We start from the raw sequence: 14,909 nt of genomic DNA on the forward strand, positions 1-14,909 counted from the left end.
AAAGGCGTGTTGATCCCCCCGTCATCGCTCGGGAATCGAGCGAGCTTTTCGGGAAACGACCCTTATGACCACCCAAGCTGAACTCATCGCCGCCGTCGCCAAGGACGCAGGTGTCTCGCAGGCCGACGCCGGCCGCGTGCTGGAAGCCATCGTCAAGAACATCCATTCGTCGCTGATCGGCGGCGGCGACGTTCGCATCTCCAACCTGGGTGTGTTCGACACCGCTGCCCGCGCCGCCCGCGAAGGCCGCAACCCGGCCACCGGCGCGACCATCAAGATCGCCGCCTCCAAGGCCGTGCGTTTCCGCGTGTCGAAGCCGCTCAAGGATGCGGTCAACAAGTAAGGTTTGATCCTCCCCCATTTGGGGGAGGTGGCATGGCGCGGCTTCGCGCCATGACGGAGGGGGCCAACCGCAAATCCGGTGTCCGGGGCAAATCCCCTTCACCGCCTCGCGGTCCCCCCTCCCCCTACGGGGGAGGATTTTTCCCGCCCGTTCTTTCTTTGAGCTGTGCCTTCATCTGGGTGACCCAGCCGGTAAAGGTGTCGGCCGAAGCCGTCAGCCCCGCGAAGTCCTGGGCGCTCGCGGCACCTTCCATTCCATTCAGACCGTCCAGCGCGATCCGCAGCGCCGCGCCCGATCGGGCCTTGGCCTCGAACGGCCCATAGTTGCGCGACAGGCGGGCCAGAGAGGCCTCGTCACGCGTCAGGGAATAGCCCACGCCTGCCCGGATCACGCGGCTCTCCTCGTCCGGGGTCAGGGCCGTGGCCGTGTCCTTGAACCGTTCACCGAGGCGGGCTTCGTAAAGAGCGGCGGCCCCCGCCCAGTTTTCCTGCTTCCAGAAGATATCGGCCCGCACGTCCATGGCCGCCGGGCTCTGGTCGTCGCCCAGGGTCTCAATCGCGTGGTCGTAGCGTCCCAGATCCATCAGGGCGCGCGCCTCCAGCGCCCGCCGCTCGGCATTGAGTGCGGTCGGCAAAAGCGTCGTGCGCGAGCCCCAGATGGCCTGCAACGCCTTCTCGGGCTGACGGTCCATCAGATAGACGGTGGCCAGGTTGGTGGCGACCTGGGCCTTGGCCACGCCCTCCAGCCGCTCATCGACCTGATGCTTCAGAAGCTCTGCCGCCTGGTCCAGAAGGTCAACATCGATCAGGCGTCTCGCCAGACGTCGCACCATCTCGTCGCCGTCGGCTCCAACCGGCGTCAGGTCGCGGAAGTCATAGAACAGCGCCAGGGCCTGAACCGGTTGCAGGCCATCGGCCGCCCCGTCGAGGAACATGGCCCGGAAGGCATTCTGCAAGTCGGACTGCAGCTCAACCGCACCCGGCAGGTTGCCCAGCCGCCTGCCTGCGCCGCGCAGTGTGTCCAGCGCCTCGCGGTAACGTCCCTGGGACAGGTAGAGGCTACCCAGGGTACGGATGACCGCCAGTTCGGTTGCGTCGCCCCGCCAACGCCACTTCAGCTGTTCCAGCTGGGCTGCCGCATCGACCGGCGTCATCGTGCCCTTGGCCAGTTCGATCTTGATGACACCCAGCTTGGCCGGGGTCGCGATCCCGTCCAGCGGCGCGCGGCCGATGGCGCGATAGACGGCCAGCGCACGATCGGTCTGACCGTCCAGTTCGAACAGCCGCGCCTGGACCAGCCTGGCTGTCAGCTGGTCGGCGGCGGGGGCGTTCTGGGAGAAACTGTAATCCAGAAGCGCGCGTGCGGCGGCAAGATCGCCGGTCTCGAGCGCCGCCATCGCATGGGCGGCTCCGAACCGGGCACGCCACACGGCCGGGAACTGGTCGATCACCGCGGCCCCGGCGGCGAAGGCCGTGCGCGCGGCGGCCCAGTCGCCCTGTTCGGAGGCCAGATACCCCTGCCAGACCCGGGTCGCGGGATCACCGGCCAGGGACCCGGAGGAAAAATCGATGATCGCCTCTTCCACCCGACCGATGGACGCGCGGGCCGCGCCGCGCAGGCCGCGCACCTCCGGCTCGCCCTGCATGGCCGGAGTCCGGGCGATCAGGGCATTGACCACGCCGATGGCCTCAAAACCCAGGCCGTTCCCGACCAGGAACCGCGTCAGGGCCATCCGCGCCTCGATCGGGGCGCGCGGATTATCGGCGGAGGCGATGGTTTCCTGAGCTGCCGCATCCTGCAGCTTGCGATAACGGATAGCGAAGCCTTCTGGACCTGCATCGCCCCAGTCGGCCAGAATCAGGGACGGGAACGGGGCCTTGGCGGGTCCGGGTTCCTCGGCGGGCGCTGCGGGGTCCAGCACGTTGGAGGGCGGCGACAGCAACAGGCCGCCGGGTCGGGTCAGGGTGACCAGATCGCCCTCCGCCCGGATCGACAGGTCGTCGGTGGGTGTCTCGATCGCGAGCCCTTGGGCGGTGGGCAACAGGGTGGCGTCGACGCTGGATCGGCGGTCGCCGAAGCCCTTGCCCGGGGCCAGGGCCGTAACGGCCGCGAACCGGTCGCCGACCATCGGATCGGTCAGCCAGATGGCCTTGGTCGTCCCGGCCATGCGGGCGACGATCGAGGCATCGGTCGTGTCGTCGCGGGTCACGTCCACGCCGGTCGCTGCACCCGGCGCGCCGCCGATGGTGACGCTCCAGCCGGTTCCCGCGCCGACCGCCGTGACGGCCTGGTCCTCGGGGACCGAGATCCGCATGGCGGTATAGTCCGGCCCGACCGCCCAGCGCGCCTCGCGGCCGGTGCCCAGATCGGTGGCCTGGCGCAGATCCATGCGCGCGGCTGTGTCGAACACGATCCAGACCGCCGCACCCCTCCGGAAGACCGCAGCGCCAACGGGGGCAGCCCAGTCGAACTTCAGTGTGACCTGCTGGTCGGTTTTGGTCGCCGTCACGGGGACCGCGCCACCGGCGGGAACAGGACTGACCTCGGTCGCGACGGCGGCTGTCGAACCGGCCGGATACAGATTCAGCCAGACCGCCCCGTCGGCCGAGCCGGACCGTGCGTCCGCCCCCTCGGCCAGGGTGACGACGAGCTCGGTGGCGTCGAGGGCAGAGCGGGTCTCGACCTTCTCGACCCCGGGTGGGGGGTCGACCTTCAGACGGCTGACGTCCGGGGCGGCAGTGGAGCCGATGCGGACGATGACGCTCTGTCCCTCGCGGCGCACCCGCGCGCGCGAACCGACGATCCCGGCGAACTCCACCCGGGTGAAACCCTGATTGGCTCCGATGCGGATCGTGACAGGGTCCAGCGCCGCGCTGGCCTCCTGGGCGATCGCGGGCAGCGCACCTGCGATCGGGGCGAACGCAATCGTCCCGGCCGCGCCGAGCGCTACCGTGGTTCGTCCGATTGCGGTCCTGCTGCGGGCTCCGGCCATACGCGCGCACACTCGCGCGAGCGCCCTTTCGACGCGGTTAACGGGGTGTGACTGATCGCGTGTTGATGCGTTGCGACATATGGCCGACCTGATGTGGGTCAGGAGTCCAGAATGTCCCCCTTAACCGCCCCCGAATATCCAACCCTGTCCACGCTCTCCACGGGCCTGCGCTGTCGCTGTCCGCGCTGTGGCAAGGGGCCGCTGCTGCAGGGATACCTGACCATCCGACCCGCCTGTCCGGCCTGTGGTCTGGACTATAGCTTTGCCGAGCCCGCCGACGGCCCGGCCTTCTTTGCCATGTCCGCGATCGGCGTCATCGGCATGGTGGCATTCATGGCGTTCGAGTTCACCGTCCACCCGCCGATCTGGGTGCATTTCGCCTTTACCTTTCCCCTGATTGCCGCGGCCTGCCTGCTGGTGCTGCGGCCTTTCAAGGGCTGGCTGGTGTCAGAGCAGTACGTCCACAAGGCCGCGCCGCCCGAGTGGGAAAGCATCGGTGGCCACGGCGAGGGGTCGAAGTGGAAATGAAGGTGTGGCGGCCCCGGAGGGACTCCAACCCCCGACCTCGGCTTTAGGAAAGCCTTGCTCTATGCAGCTGAGCTACGGAGCCGTTGGCCGCGTCCTAGCGGGTCGCGCCGCAAGGGGAAAGATGGGCCCGGGATTTCGACGCCAGCGGACGGCCGTTTGCCCCTGTTGACCGAATCTTTTTTGTGGTTAATAGGCATTAAGATACAATATCTTGGGGTGAACAAACCCCGAATCGAACGTGGTCGCCGATTCGGTCCTGATTCGTTTCCGCCCTGTTCCGCACTCGCCTTGCTGGGCGTTAAGCTCAACGTCGGAGGATGAGAATGAGAGTGCTGTTCGCCTGAACGTTGTAGTCGGCAAGGGTGCGATTATCCTCCAACTCCCGACCGGCGAAAATGATTCTCTGCCGGTCGCCGGGCACGCCTTTCTGATCCTGGACCTTGGTCTTGACGTTCTCGATAGTGTCACTGGGTTCGACCTGCAGAACAATGACGCTGCGATCAGGCATCCTCAGAAACACCTCCATGGCGAATGCAGGGGACACGAAGGCCGTCATCACAGATATTGAGATGGCCAGGGCCCAGGCTTTCAGGGGTCGCATCATGAACAATCTCCATGTGTCAAAGCGGCAGGATAGTGTGGGGCCTGTTCGCCCTGTCAATCATGCCCGGGGCCGCCGCAAAAGTATGCCGCCCGGGACCCGGTTGGAGCTCCCGCTGCATGGCCGAGCAGAATCTTCGAATTGACGCTCACTACGGCTGTTGAAAGAGCATCCAATGACCCTCGACGCCCTGTTCAACATCGCAAATCTGGTTGCCCTGGCCGGATGGATCATCCTCGCGTTCGCTCCGTTGCGACGAGGTGCGATCGTCGCGGCGGCACGCTGCATCGTGGTCGCCCTGGCCGTCGCCTACACCATTCTTCTGGTCCAGGCGGTCGCGGGCGGCGGGCTGGGTGGCGATCTGACCACCCTGTCGGGCCTGACCGAAGGGTTCAGCCAGCCGCGCGCCGTGCTGGTCGGCTGGGTCCACTATCTGGCCTTCGATCTGTGGGTGGGATCCTGGGCGATCGAGGACGCGGGCAAGCGGGGCGTGCCGCACTGGGCCATGCTGCCGGTCCTGTTCCTGACGCTGATGGCGGGGCCGATCGGCCTGCTGACCTATCTGGTCGTCCGCGCTCGTCCTGGACGTCAACAGCCGCCCGCGTTGACGACTTAGTTTTGATATGAAACGGTCTCTCGTCCACGAGAGACTGCCATGCCCCTGAAGCCATCCTGTCTGATCGTCGGTGCCGGAGACGGCGTAGGCTCCGCCATCGCCCGCGCCTTTGCCCGCGAGGGTCTGGCCGTGTGCATCACCCGGCGGCCGCGCAACCTGGCTCAGCTGGAAGCCGTCGCCGCCTCCATCCGCGCCGGGGGCGGCGAGGCCCATGCCTTCGGCGTCGATGCTCGCGTCGAAGCCGAAATGATCGCCCTGATCGACAGGATCGAGGCCGAGATCGGCCCGCTGCAGGTCGTGGTGTTCAACATCGGCGCGAACGTGCGCTTTCCCGTGATCGACACGACGGCCCAGGTCTATTCCAAGGTGTGGGAGATGGCGGCCCTGTCCGGCTTTTTCACAGGACGGGAGGCAGCGCGCGTCATGGCCCCGCGCGGCAAGGGGACGATCCTGTTCACCGGGGCGACCGCCTCGACGCGCGGCGGTGCGGGATTCTCGGCCTTTGCCGGGGCCAAGGCGGCGCTGCGCCAGCTGGCCCAGAGCCTGGCGCGCGAGATGGGACCGCAAGGCATCCACGTGGCCCATGTCGTGGTCGATGGGATGATCGATGGCGTCTTCGCCCGCTCCATCGCGCCGGACATCCAGACCCTGCTGGACGAGGACGCGATCCTGAAACCCGACGAGATCGCAAGGAATTACGTCTGGCTGCACAATCAGCAACGCAGCGCCTGGACGTTCGAGCTGGACCTGCGCCCCTGGAAGGAAACCTGGTGACCAAAACCGTCGACTTCATCTTCGATTTCGCCAGCCCCAACGGCTATTTCGCGCTCAAGGCCCTGAGGGGTGTCACGGAACGGACGGGAGCCCGGATCAATCTGATCCCGTGCCTGCTGGGTGGATTGTTCAAGGCCACCGGCAACCAGGCACCGATGGTCGCGTTCGGCGGCATCAAGGGCAAGATGGACTATGAGATGCTGGAGATCCGCCGTTTCATCGCCCGGCACGCGCTGACTGCGTTCCGCATGAACCCGCACTTTCCGATCAACAGCCTGCTGGCCATGCGCGGCCTGTGCGCGCTCGAAGGCAGCCCGGATTTCGAACCCTACGTCGAGGCGGTCTCGGCTGGCTTCTGGGAGCAACGCCTGGCGATGGGCGACCCGGCCATCCTGGCCACCGTCCTGACCGGGGCAGGCCTTGATGCCGAGGCGATCCTGACGGCAGCACAGACCGATGCGGTCAAGGCGAGGCTGGCGGACAACACCGCCGCCGCTGTCGAACGCGGAGCCTTCGGCGTTCCCACCTTCTTCGTCGGCGACGAGATGTTCTTCGGCAAGGAACGGCTGGGGCAGGTGGAGGAGTTGCTGACGCAAGTGTGACGACGAGACGCCGTTTCGCTTGAGGAACCCGAAGCGAATCGCCACCTTGTTGAAATCATGAGCGATCGCTCGACAGGCCTGCCGCCCTCCCGCGTCGTCGCGGTTCTGGGCCCCACCAATACCGGGAAGACCCATCTGGCGGTCGAGCGGATGCTGGGTCATGCCTCGGGCATGATCGGCCTGCCGCTGCGGCTGCTGGCGCGCGAGATCTACGAGCGGATCGTCAGGCAGCGCGGTGCCAATGCCGTCGCCCTGATCACCGGCGAGGAAAAGATCATCCCGCCCCGGCCCCACTATTGGGTCTGCACGGTCGAGGCCATGCCGCTGGAGCGCGAGGTCGAGTTCCTGGCCATCGACGAGATCCAGCTGGCCGCCGATCCGGAGCGCGGCCACGTCTTCACCTCGCGTCTTCTGCATGCCCGCGGCCGGTTCGAGACCATGTTCCTGGGGGCCGCGACCATGGCCCCCCTGATGCGGCGGCTGATCCCCGATCTGGAGATTGTCACCCGCGAGCGGCTGTCCAACCTGACCTGGGCCGGATCGAAAAAATTGACCCGCCTGCCCCGCCGCAGCGCCATCGTCGCCTTCTCGACCGAGCAGGTCTATGCCATCGCCGAACTGATCCGGCGCCAGCGCGGAGGCGCGGCCGTGGTCATGGGCAGCTTGAGCCCCCGTACCCGCAACGCCCAGGTGTCCCTGTTCCAGTCCGGCGAGGTTGATTTCCTGGTCGCCACCGATGCCATCGGCATGGGGCTGAACATGGACGTGGATCATGTCGCCTTCGCCGGAATGCGAAAGTTCGACGGACGGCGGACCCGCTGGCTGCACGCCCACGAAATCGCCCAGATCGCCGGCCGCGCCGGGCGCCATATCCGCGACGGGACATTCGGCGTCACCGGCGAGGCCGAGGAGTTGGACGAGGACCTGGTCGAGCAGGTCGTCGAACACCGCTTCGACCCCGTCCAGGCCATCGAGTGGCGGAACGCCCGGCTGGATTTCGACACCCTGCCCGACCTGCTGCGATCTCTGGTCCAGACGCCGGGCGTCCCCGGGCTGAAGCTGACCGGACAGGCGCTGGACGAAACCCTGCTGCGGCGCGCCATGCAGGACGACGCGGTCAAGCGCATCGGACGCTCGCGCGGGACCATCATGCGTCTTTGGGAAGCGTGCCAGCTGCCGGACTTCCAGAAGACGACGATCGAGGAACATGCCCGCCTGTCACGCGACGTCTTCCACGCCCTGACCGGCAAGCGCGGCCGGCTGAGCGAGGACTGGTTCGCACCGCGCTTCGCCGAGGTCGATCGGGACGACGGGCAGATCGACCAGCTGTCGGCGCGGCTCGCAGGGGTGCGGACGCTGAGCTACATCGCCAACCGGCCGGACTGGCTGGACGGCATGAAGGGCTGGCGCGAGCGGACGCGGGCTCTGGAGGACCGGCTGTCGGACGTGCTGCACGAACGACTCACGGCCCGGTTTGTGGATCGCAAGACCACCGCCCTGATGCGGTCCCTGCACGACCGGCAGGACACGATGGCCGAGGTGGCCGACGACGGCATCGTCACCGTCGACGGCGAGGCGGTCGGGCATCTGGAGGGCGTCCGGTTCGCGGTGGCGGCCGGAGGCTCGGCCCTTGCCGACCGGACGCTCAGGACCGCCGCCCTGCGCGCCGTGGGCCCGGAGATCGCGCGCCGCCTCGGCAAGCTGGCGGGCGACGGCGACGACGCCTTTGCCGTTACGCCAGAGGGCGACGTCCTGTGGGCGAGCGCCCTGGCGGCGAAGATCGTCAATACCGAACCGTTCAGCCCGCGCGTCCGCCTGATCGGCGACCTCGGACCCCAGGCCGCCCGGGACCGGGCCCAGCGACGCATCGAGGCCTGGCTGGCGTCCGAGGCCGGGCGTGCGCTGCGTGACCTGCGCCGGCTGAAGATCGCGATCGAGAGCGGAGCGCTGAAAGGGCTGCCGCGCGGCATCGCCTTCCGCCTGCTGGAGGCTGGCGGCGTCATTGACCGGCGCGAGGTCGAACGCGATCTGGCAGCGCTCAGCCAGGTCGAGCGGCGCACAATCAGGACCTTCGCCATTCGGGTCGGGACGCATTCGGTATGGTTGCCCGGGGTGCTGAAGCCCCGCGCCCGCACCCTGGCCCAGGCGTTCGCCGCCGCCGAGCCGTTCCGGGCCAAGCCGGAAGGCCTGATCCTGTTACCGAGCCCCGCCCCGTCCGCCCGTGCGCTGGCGGCCTTCGGCGTGCGCGCCGCCGGGCGCTGGGCCGTACCGGTCGAGGACCTTGAGCGGGCTGCCGATCTGAGGCGCGAAGGCAAGGGCCGGCTGTCGGATGAGGCGCTGACGACGCTGGGCTGGAGCAGCGAGGCGGCCAGGGCGATCTGGGCCGCGCTGAAGGTCGTGCGGGCCCAGATGCCGGATCGGGACGGCAAGGTACCGGCGGTCGTGAAGGATTCACCCTTCGCCAGACTGGCCGAACTGTCCCAGGCCCCAGCCCCGGCCCCGGCGCGACGCGCGCGCAAGCGACCGCGCAAGGCTGTGGCGACATCTGCCTGATGGAGTCCGCCGCCGGAATGCGCCCGTTTCATCATTTGCTGGTCAACAATCTGGTGGCCAACGTCACCAATTTCACCGTCTGGTTTGCCCTGACCTTCTGGGTCTATCTGGAGACCCGGTCGGTGTTCGCCACGGGCATGATCGCGGGACTGTATCTGGCGCTGACGGCGGGGCTGGCCTTCTGGCTCGGCAGCCTGGTCGATCACCATCGCAAGAAGCGGGTCATGCTGGGGTCCAGCGTCGCTTCGGCCGGGTTCTATGCCGCGGCCCTGACTCTGCTGGCCCTGACACCGGATGCCGCGCTTCGGTCGGTGTCGGGGCTGTTCCTGTGGGTCTTCATCGGCCTGATCATGCTGGGCGTCATCGCCGGCAATATCCGCACCATCGCCCTGCCGACGCTGGTGACCGTGCTGGTGGACGAGGATCGGCGCGACCGGGCCAACGGGCTGGTCGGTATGGTCACGGGGATCGGGTTCCTGACGACCTCGGTGATCTCGGGGTTTCTGGTGGCGTGGGGCGGCATGGTCGCGACCCTGGCAATCGCCCTGGTCCTGACCGCGCTGATCTTCCTGCATCTGGTCCTGGTGCCTGTGCCGGAGCCAGCCCCGTCGTCCGAAGCCGGTGAGAGGACCGCGCCGCGCCGCGTCGATCTGAGGGGGACGATCCGGATCGTGGGAGCGGTGCCGGGCCTGTTCGCCCTGATCCTGTTCGCCACTTTCAACAACTTCCTGGGTGGGGTCTTCATGGCGCTGATGGACGCCTACGGCCTGTCGATGATGCCGGTCCGGCAGTGGGGCCTTTTGTGGGGCGGCGTCTCGATCGCCTTCATTCTGTCGGGGATCCTGATCTCGCGCGTGGGTCTGGGAAGCCGTCCGCTGCGAACCCTGATGATCGTCAATCTGGTGGCCTGGGCGACGGCGGCGATCTTCACGATCCAGCCCTCCATTCCGCTGCTGGCGACGGGGTGTTTCATCTGGATGTTCCTCGGCCCCTATGCGGAGGCGGCGGAACAAACGACCCTGCAGAAGGTCGTGCCGTTCGAGCGTCAGGGCCGGGTGTTCGGCTTCGCCCAGTCGGTGGAACAGGCCGCCTCCCCCCTGACCGCCTTCCTGATCGGCCCCCTGACCCAGTTCCTGGTCATCCCCTTTATGACCGACGGCGCGGGAGCGGAGGCGATCGGGGACTGGTTCGGGCGCGGCCCGGCCCGGGGCATGGCCCTGGTCTTTACGGTGGCAGGGGTGCTGGGGCTGATCGCCACGATCGTGGCCTTCAACTCGCGGTTCTATCGCCGACTGTCGGCCGCCTATGCGACGCCGGCACCGGAGACGGGCACCCCCGCATGACCCCGGTCGAGTCCGTCCGCATCGATGTCTGGCTGTGGCGGGCGCGGTTCGCGAAAACGCGGTCGCTGGCCGCCGCCCTGGTCGAGCGCGGCGCGGTGCGTCTGACGCATCAGGGGCGGCAGACGCGGCTGGACAAGCCCAGCCGCGTCGTCCACCCGGGCGACGAGATCGTCTTCGCCCGCGAGGGCCGGATCACGGTCGTGCGGGTCGAGGCCTTGGGCGAGCGGCGCGGCCCTCCGGCGGAGGCCCGCGCCCTCTATGTCCCGATCGGGGATGACCCCGAATAGGCCTATTCGACGATGTTGAACTCGCCTTCGATGTGCAGCTTTACCTCGTCGGACACGGCCGGCAGGGCGTAGTTGATGCCGAACTCCGAACGCTTGATCGTGGCCTCGCCGTCGAAGCCGGCCTTGTAGGCACCCATGGCGGTGCCGGCCTGATTGAACTGAACCTCAATGGTCACCGGCCGGGTGACACCGCGCATGGTCAGGTCGCCGACCACCGTGGCCTCATTGGCGTCATCCGCGTCCACCGTCACCGAACGCGACACGAAGGTGGCGGTCGGGTGGTTGGCGGCGTCGAAGAAGTCGGCGGTCTGCAGGTGAGCCTTCAGCCGGTCGTCGTTCGGCGCGACGTCGGTCAGGGGGATGGTGGCGGTCAGGGTGCTGGCCGACGGATTGGCCGGATCGATGGTCAGGTCCGCCTTCACGTTCACGAACTGACCGTAGTAGGTCGAGAAGCCGAGGTGGTTGACCGACCAGGTGATCTTGCCGTGGCCGGAATCGAGCGCATAGGCCCCGGCGCGGACTTCGGCGGGGTTCTGGGTCAGGGCGGACTGGGCGACAACGGCCCCGCCCCCGAGCAGTCCGAGGGCGAGAGCCCCGGCGACGGTGGATCGAACGAGCAGGCGACGGTTCAGCATGGAGCAAACTCCTGGATGGGAAACAGCGCTAACTGCAATCAGCACTGCTGCAAATAGGCGGGCTGACCGGAAGGGCAAGGTTTATGCGTCCATCCGGGCCCGCCGGGCGTGTTGACAGGGGCGAGGCGCGCCTGCATGTCCGGAACGCCCGAGAGGGTGTTTCGCCCAACCTTCCAGAACACCGATTTTCGCCCATGACCTACATCGTCACCGACGCCTGCGTGAAATGTAAGTTCATGGACTGCGTCGAGGTCTGTCCCGTCGACTGCTTCTATGAAGGCGAGAATTTTCTGGCCATCGCGCCCGACGAATGCATCGACTGCGGCGTCTGCGAACCCGAATGCCCGGTCGATGCCATCAAGCCGGACACCGAGGACGAGCCGGACGGCAAGTGGCTGCAGATCAACGCCCAATATGCACGGGTCTGGCCCAACATCACGGTCAAGGGCACGCCGCCGGCCGATCGCGAGCAGTTCGAGCGCGAGACGGGCAAGTTCGAGAAATACTTTAGCGCCGAGCCCGGCAAGGGCTCCTGAGCGCGTCGGACGCAATGCGGTCATGATGTGCGGTGCCCGGAGCATCTCGCGCGTGACGTTTTGAAATTGCCTCGTTTTGTGATATGTTCCTTCGCATTGGGTCGGGCGGATCGCGTTTTTCACGCGCCGCCCGCGTTTGCGACAGAACCCCGTCCATGACGGCGGGGTCGGCCAGAGGTTCGGTGATCCGTTTCCACGACTGACGAATGACGCTCTTTCCCACTGGCGACCCCCATCGCCGGTCGGTGAAGCCGTTTCCGCCGTCGCGTGTTCGTCTCGCCAACCCCTGCGTCCGGGAAAGGAATGACATGACCACCAAGAGCGTTCTGGAATTCAAGGTTGGCGACGCGGTCGTCTATCCGGCGCACGGCGTCGGCAAGGTCGCGGCCGTCGAGGTCCAGGAAGTCGCCGGCATGTCGCTGGAGGTCTATGTCGTGACCTTCGACCACGAGAAGATGACCCTGCGTGTCCCGACCCGGAAGGCCAAGACGGCCGGCCTGCGGTCGCTGGCGTCGGAAGACGTGGTGACCAAGGCCCTGACGACGCTGAAGGGCCGCGCCCGCATCAAGCGCACGATGTGGAGCCGCCGCGCGCAGGAATACGAAGCCAAGATCAACTCCGGCGACCTGGTCTGCATCGCCGAGGTCGTTCGCGACCTTCACCGGGCCGATTCGCAGCCGGAACAGTCGTATTCGGAGCGTCAGCTCTATGAATCGGCGCTGGACCGGATGGCCCGCGAGGTCGCCGCCGCCAACCGCATCGACAAGGACGCCGCCGTCCAGCTGCTGTCCAAGTCGCTGAGCGCCAAGAAGGCCAATGCCCCCGTCGCCGAAGTGGTCGACGAGGACGCGGAAGCCGAAGCGGCCTGATCCTCCAGGCCATGCGGACAAGACCAGGCCCGGCGGAAACGCCGGGCCTTTTCCTTGGCTAGCCCCTCAGCTCCTGCTTGACCCGTTCCGCCAGGGTCTTGATGTCCAGCGGCTTGGGCAGGAAGGACACCCCGACCTCGTCCTGCAGCAGGTCCGAGAAGTCGCTTTCGGCATAGCCCGAGATGAACATCACCGGCGCGTCGCCCAGGTATTGGCGCGCCTTCTTGAGCAGGGACGGCCCGTCCAGGCCCGGCATGATGACGTCGCTGATCAGCATGTCGATCTGGCCGGCCCATTCCTCGGCCAGGATCAGGGCCTCCTCGCCGTCGGCGGCCTCGATGACCTCATAGCCACGTTGACGCAACAGCTTGGCGGCGATGCCGCGCACGGCCGCCTCGTCCTCGACGAACAGGATGCGGCCGTTGCCGGACAGGTCGCGCGGCGCGGCCTTCATCTTGATTTCGAGGGGGGCGACCTCGGTCAGCTCCTGTTCAGTCGCGGCCGGCAGGAAGATTCGGAAGGCTGCCCCGGCCCCGTCGAGGTTCGTGACGCCGATATGGCCGCCGGCCTGCTGGACGATGCCGTAGACGGTCGCCAGGCCCATGCCGGTGCCCTCATTGACCGCCTTGGTGGTGAAGAAGGGCTCGAAGATCTTGTCCAGCAGCTCGGGCGGCACGCCGGGACCGGTGTCGGACACCTCGATCAGGGCGCTGTGGCCCGCCGGAGCCTCGCGCCAGCCCAGGGTCCGCGCCTGCTCCTGCGACAGGCGCAGGGTGCGGATGGTGACCACCCCGGCCCCGGGCTCGACCACGCCGCGCATGGCGTCGCGGGCATTGACGGCCAGGTTCATCACCGCGGTCTCCAGCTGGGACTTGTCGGCCAGGACGATCGGCAGATCGCGGCCATAGTCGGTCTCCAGCCGCACATCCTCGCGCAGCAGGCGGCGCAGCAGGACCGCGAACTCTCCGACCAGCTCGCCCAGATCCAGCCGTTCGCGCCGCACCGTCGATTTGCGCGAGAAGGCCAGCAGCTTCCTCACCAGGTCGGCGGCTCGGATGCCGGTCTGACGGATCTGGTTCAGGCCGTCGTAGGACGGATCGCCGACCGGGTGCCGTTCCAGCAACTCGGAAAGCTGCAGCTGGATCGCGGTCAGCAAATTGTTGAAGTCGTGGGCCACGCCGCCGGCCAGCTGGCCCACGGCCTGCATCTTCTGGGCCTGCGAGAGCTGCAGCTCCATCGACTTCTGGGCCGAGACATCGAACAGCCAGACGCGGCGCTTGTCGCCTTCGGGCGCGACATACAGGTGCAGCATCCGGTCGGGGTGGGCGCGCGCCACCAGCTCGATCGGGCCGGTCGATCCCGCCGCCATCCGTTCGCGCGCTTCCGCAACCCCGGTCGGATCGAACAGATGGCCGAAGGCGGCATCGCGCGCCGCGGCCGGGCCGGTCAGAACGGCCAGGGCGGGGTTCGCATCCTCGGTATGGCCGACGAACAGGTCGTCGCCGCCGATGATCGCCGATCCGAACGGAGCTCCGGCCGCCATGGCCCGCCCCTCCCCCGCCTGGGCCACATAGGCATTGCCCGCCACCGTCGGCGGCGGCGTCGTCAGCGTCGCTTCGGGGGCCTCACGAACCAGAAACCGACCCTCCCCGGCCTGGCCGATCAGGACCTCAATCTCGCGCGCGCCGATGGTGACGATAGCGCGCCCCTGATGGCCCGAGCGCGCCTGGGCAAAGGCCATGTAGAGGGCCTGGGCCGACTGGGCTTTCGGCAGGGCCACCGTCGCGCCGTTCTGCGACACCCAGGCCCCGTTGAAGGCCAGAATCTGGCCGGTGGCCGTGACCAGGGCTGCCGGCTCCGCCATCGCATCCAGCATCTCGACCGCGACGTCACCGTCGGGTCGCGCCGGCTTGCGGGTCTCGGTCCGTCCGAAGGCGAAAAGGCCCAGCAGGGCGACGCCCGCGACGGCAATCATGAGCAATATGTACGGCGTGGCGATCGGCCCGGTGCGAAACATCGGCCAGGCCAGGGCCGCGACGGCGACCGTGAATCCCACCACCATCAGGACCAAGGCAATGTCGACCGGCGGGCTGGAACGGGTCGGTCCGGTTGTCGTCATGGGGTCGCTCCCGCGAATCGCAGGGCATAAGCATACGCGCGATCCATCGGCCTGGCGAAATCGCCCGCCGCGCCATCGGCCACAGTCCGCAGGCGCCGGGCCTGCGCTATG

14 protein-coding genes and 1 tRNA gene are annotated in these 14,909 nt (G+C 67.6%); 10 read left to right on the forward strand and 5 right to left on the reverse strand.

Features of this window, described 5'->3' with window-relative positions:
* Nucleotides 1-64: 64 nt before the first annotated feature.
* Nucleotides 65-343, forward strand: a complete 279-nt coding sequence (locus O3139_RS13765; protein ID WP_209322515.1) for an HU family DNA-binding protein — start codon at nucleotides 65-67, stop codon at nucleotides 341-343.
* 124 nt (nucleotides 344-467) lie between these two features.
* Here O3139_RS13765 and O3139_RS13770 read toward each other — a convergent pair whose 3' ends face one another.
* Nucleotides 468-3,335, reverse strand: a complete 2,868-nt coding sequence (locus tag O3139_RS13770; RefSeq protein WP_269514670.1) for a tetratricopeptide repeat protein — start codon at nucleotides 3,333-3,335, stop codon at nucleotides 468-470.
* A 111-nt stretch (nucleotides 3,336-3,446) separates the two neighbouring features.
* On the opposite strand from O3139_RS13770, the gene O3139_RS13775 reads away from it, so the two are divergent.
* Complete coding sequence (locus tag O3139_RS13775; protein ID WP_269514671.1) at nucleotides 3,447-3,863, forward strand: DUF983 domain-containing protein; 417 nt, start codon at nucleotides 3,447-3,449, stop codon at nucleotides 3,861-3,863.
* Between the two features lie 5 nt (nucleotides 3,864-3,868).
* Here the strand turns inward: O3139_RS13775 and O3139_RS13780 are convergent.
* Together O3139_RS13780 and O3139_RS13785 are read right to left on the reverse strand one after the other, a co-directional pair.
* Nucleotides 3,869-3,945: transfer RNA gene (locus O3139_RS13780), tRNA-Arg, on the reverse strand.
* A gap of 222 nt (nucleotides 3,946-4,167) precedes the next feature.
* Nucleotides 4,168-4,467 (reverse strand): ubiquitin-like protein, encoded by a 300-nt coding sequence (locus tag O3139_RS13785; RefSeq protein ID WP_269514672.1) that lies wholly within the window; start codon nucleotides 4,465-4,467, stop codon nucleotides 4,168-4,170.
* Nucleotides 4,468-4,639: 172 nt separating this feature from the next.
* Here O3139_RS13785 and O3139_RS13790 point away from each other — a divergent pair, with 172 nt between their 5' ends.
* From O3139_RS13790 to O3139_RS13815, 6 genes are read left to right on the forward strand one after another with little or no spacing between them, the layout of a single operon-like run.
* Nucleotides 4,640-5,080 carry an ABA4-like family protein gene (locus O3139_RS13790; protein WP_269514673.1) on the forward strand — a complete coding sequence of 147 codons (441 nt, stop codon included), beginning with the start codon at nucleotides 4,640-4,642 and terminating at the stop codon, nucleotides 5,078-5,080.
* Between the two features lie 39 nt (nucleotides 5,081-5,119).
* Nucleotides 5,120-5,854 (forward strand): SDR family NAD(P)-dependent oxidoreductase, encoded by a 735-nt coding sequence (locus tag O3139_RS13795; RefSeq protein ID WP_269514674.1) that lies wholly within the window; start codon nucleotides 5,120-5,122, stop codon nucleotides 5,852-5,854.
* Entirely contained in the window at nucleotides 5,851-6,456 is a 606-nt protein-coding gene (locus tag O3139_RS13800; protein WP_269514675.1) for a 2-hydroxychromene-2-carboxylate isomerase, read from the forward strand. Before O3139_RS13795 ends, O3139_RS13800 begins: the two co-directional genes overlap by 4 nt.
* Before the next feature lie 57 nt (nucleotides 6,457-6,513).
* Nucleotides 6,514-9,009 carry a helicase-related protein gene (locus O3139_RS13805; protein WP_269514676.1) on the forward strand — a complete coding sequence of 832 codons (2,496 nt, stop codon included), beginning with the start codon at nucleotides 6,514-6,516 and terminating at the stop codon, nucleotides 9,007-9,009.
* A 17-nt stretch (nucleotides 9,010-9,026) separates the two neighbouring features.
* Nucleotides 9,027-10,352: an MFS transporter gene (locus O3139_RS13810; RefSeq protein ID WP_269514677.1), complete on the forward strand. Its 1,326-nt coding sequence runs from the start codon at nucleotides 9,027-9,029 to the stop codon at nucleotides 10,350-10,352.
* Nucleotides 10,349-10,639 carry an RNA-binding S4 domain-containing protein gene (locus tag O3139_RS13815; RefSeq protein WP_269514678.1) on the forward strand — a complete coding sequence of 97 codons (291 nt, stop codon included), beginning with the start codon at nucleotides 10,349-10,351 and terminating at the stop codon, nucleotides 10,637-10,639. The genes O3139_RS13810 and O3139_RS13815 overlap by 4 nt, the downstream gene beginning before the upstream one ends.
* 2 nt (nucleotides 10,640-10,641) lie before the next feature.
* On the opposite strand, the gene O3139_RS13820 is transcribed toward O3139_RS13815, so the two are convergent.
* Entirely contained in the window at nucleotides 10,642-11,274 is a 633-nt protein-coding gene (locus tag O3139_RS13820) for a YceI family protein (RefSeq protein WP_269514679.1), read from the reverse strand.
* A gap of 194 nt (nucleotides 11,275-11,468) precedes the next feature.
* Between O3139_RS13820 and fdxA the strand changes: the two genes are divergently transcribed.
* Both fdxA and O3139_RS13830 read left to right on the forward strand, forming a co-directional pair.
* On the forward strand, nucleotides 11,469-11,810 hold the full coding sequence (fdxA, locus tag O3139_RS13825) for a ferredoxin FdxA (RefSeq protein WP_269514680.1): 342 nt from the start codon (nucleotides 11,469-11,471) through the stop codon (nucleotides 11,808-11,810).
* A gap of 308 nt (nucleotides 11,811-12,118) precedes the next feature.
* Entirely contained in the window at nucleotides 12,119-12,679 is a 561-nt protein-coding gene (locus O3139_RS13830; RefSeq protein WP_269514681.1) for a CarD family transcriptional regulator, read from the forward strand.
* A 58-nt stretch (nucleotides 12,680-12,737) separates the two neighbouring features.
* Here the strand turns inward: O3139_RS13830 and cckA are convergent, their stop codons facing one another.
* Nucleotides 12,738-14,798, reverse strand: coding sequence for a cell cycle histidine kinase CckA (gene cckA, locus O3139_RS13835; protein WP_269514682.1), 2,061 nt, complete (start codon nucleotides 14,796-14,798; stop codon nucleotides 12,738-12,740).
* Between the last annotated feature and the right edge of the window lie 111 nt (nucleotides 14,799-14,909).

This window comes from Brevundimonas subvibrioides (assembly GCF_027271155.1).
Lineage (GTDB): Bacteria > Pseudomonadota > Alphaproteobacteria > Caulobacterales > Caulobacteraceae > Brevundimonas > Brevundimonas subvibrioides_D.

Coding starts and splice junctions, on each gene's coding strand:
- O3139_RS13765 (WP_209322515.1), top strand. CDS start 65: ATGACCACCCAAGCTGAACTCATCGCCGCCGTCGCCAAGGACGCAGGT.
- O3139_RS13770 (WP_269514670.1), bottom strand. CDS start 3,335: ATGGCCGGAGCCCGCAGCAGGACCGCAATCGGACGAACCACGGTAGCG.
- O3139_RS13775 (WP_269514671.1), top strand. CDS start 3,447: ATGTCCCCCTTAACCGCCCCCGAATATCCAACCCTGTCCACGCTCTCC.
- O3139_RS13785 (WP_269514672.1), bottom strand. CDS start 4,467: ATGATGCGACCCCTGAAAGCCTGGGCCCTGGCCATCTCAATATCTGTG.
- O3139_RS13790 (WP_269514673.1), top strand. CDS start 4,640: ATGACCCTCGACGCCCTGTTCAACATCGCAAATCTGGTTGCCCTGGCC.
- O3139_RS13795 (WP_269514674.1), top strand. CDS start 5,120: ATGCCCCTGAAGCCATCCTGTCTGATCGTCGGTGCCGGAGACGGCGTA.
- O3139_RS13805 (WP_269514676.1), top strand. CDS start 6,514: ATGAGCGATCGCTCGACAGGCCTGCCGCCCTCCCGCGTCGTCGCGGTT.
- O3139_RS13810 (WP_269514677.1), top strand. CDS start 9,027: ATGCGCCCGTTTCATCATTTGCTGGTCAACAATCTGGTGGCCAACGTC.
- O3139_RS13815 (WP_269514678.1), top strand. CDS start 10,349: ATGACCCCGGTCGAGTCCGTCCGCATCGATGTCTGGCTGTGGCGGGCG.
- O3139_RS13820 (WP_269514679.1), bottom strand. CDS start 11,274: ATGCTGAACCGTCGCCTGCTCGTTCGATCCACCGTCGCCGGGGCTCTC.
- fdxA (WP_269514680.1), top strand. CDS start 11,469: ATGACCTACATCGTCACCGACGCCTGCGTGAAATGTAAGTTCATGGAC.
- O3139_RS13830 (WP_269514681.1), top strand. CDS start 12,119: ATGACCACCAAGAGCGTTCTGGAATTCAAGGTTGGCGACGCGGTCGTC.
- cckA (WP_269514682.1), bottom strand. CDS start 14,798: ATGACGACAACCGGACCGACCCGTTCCAGCCCGCCGGTCGACATTGCC.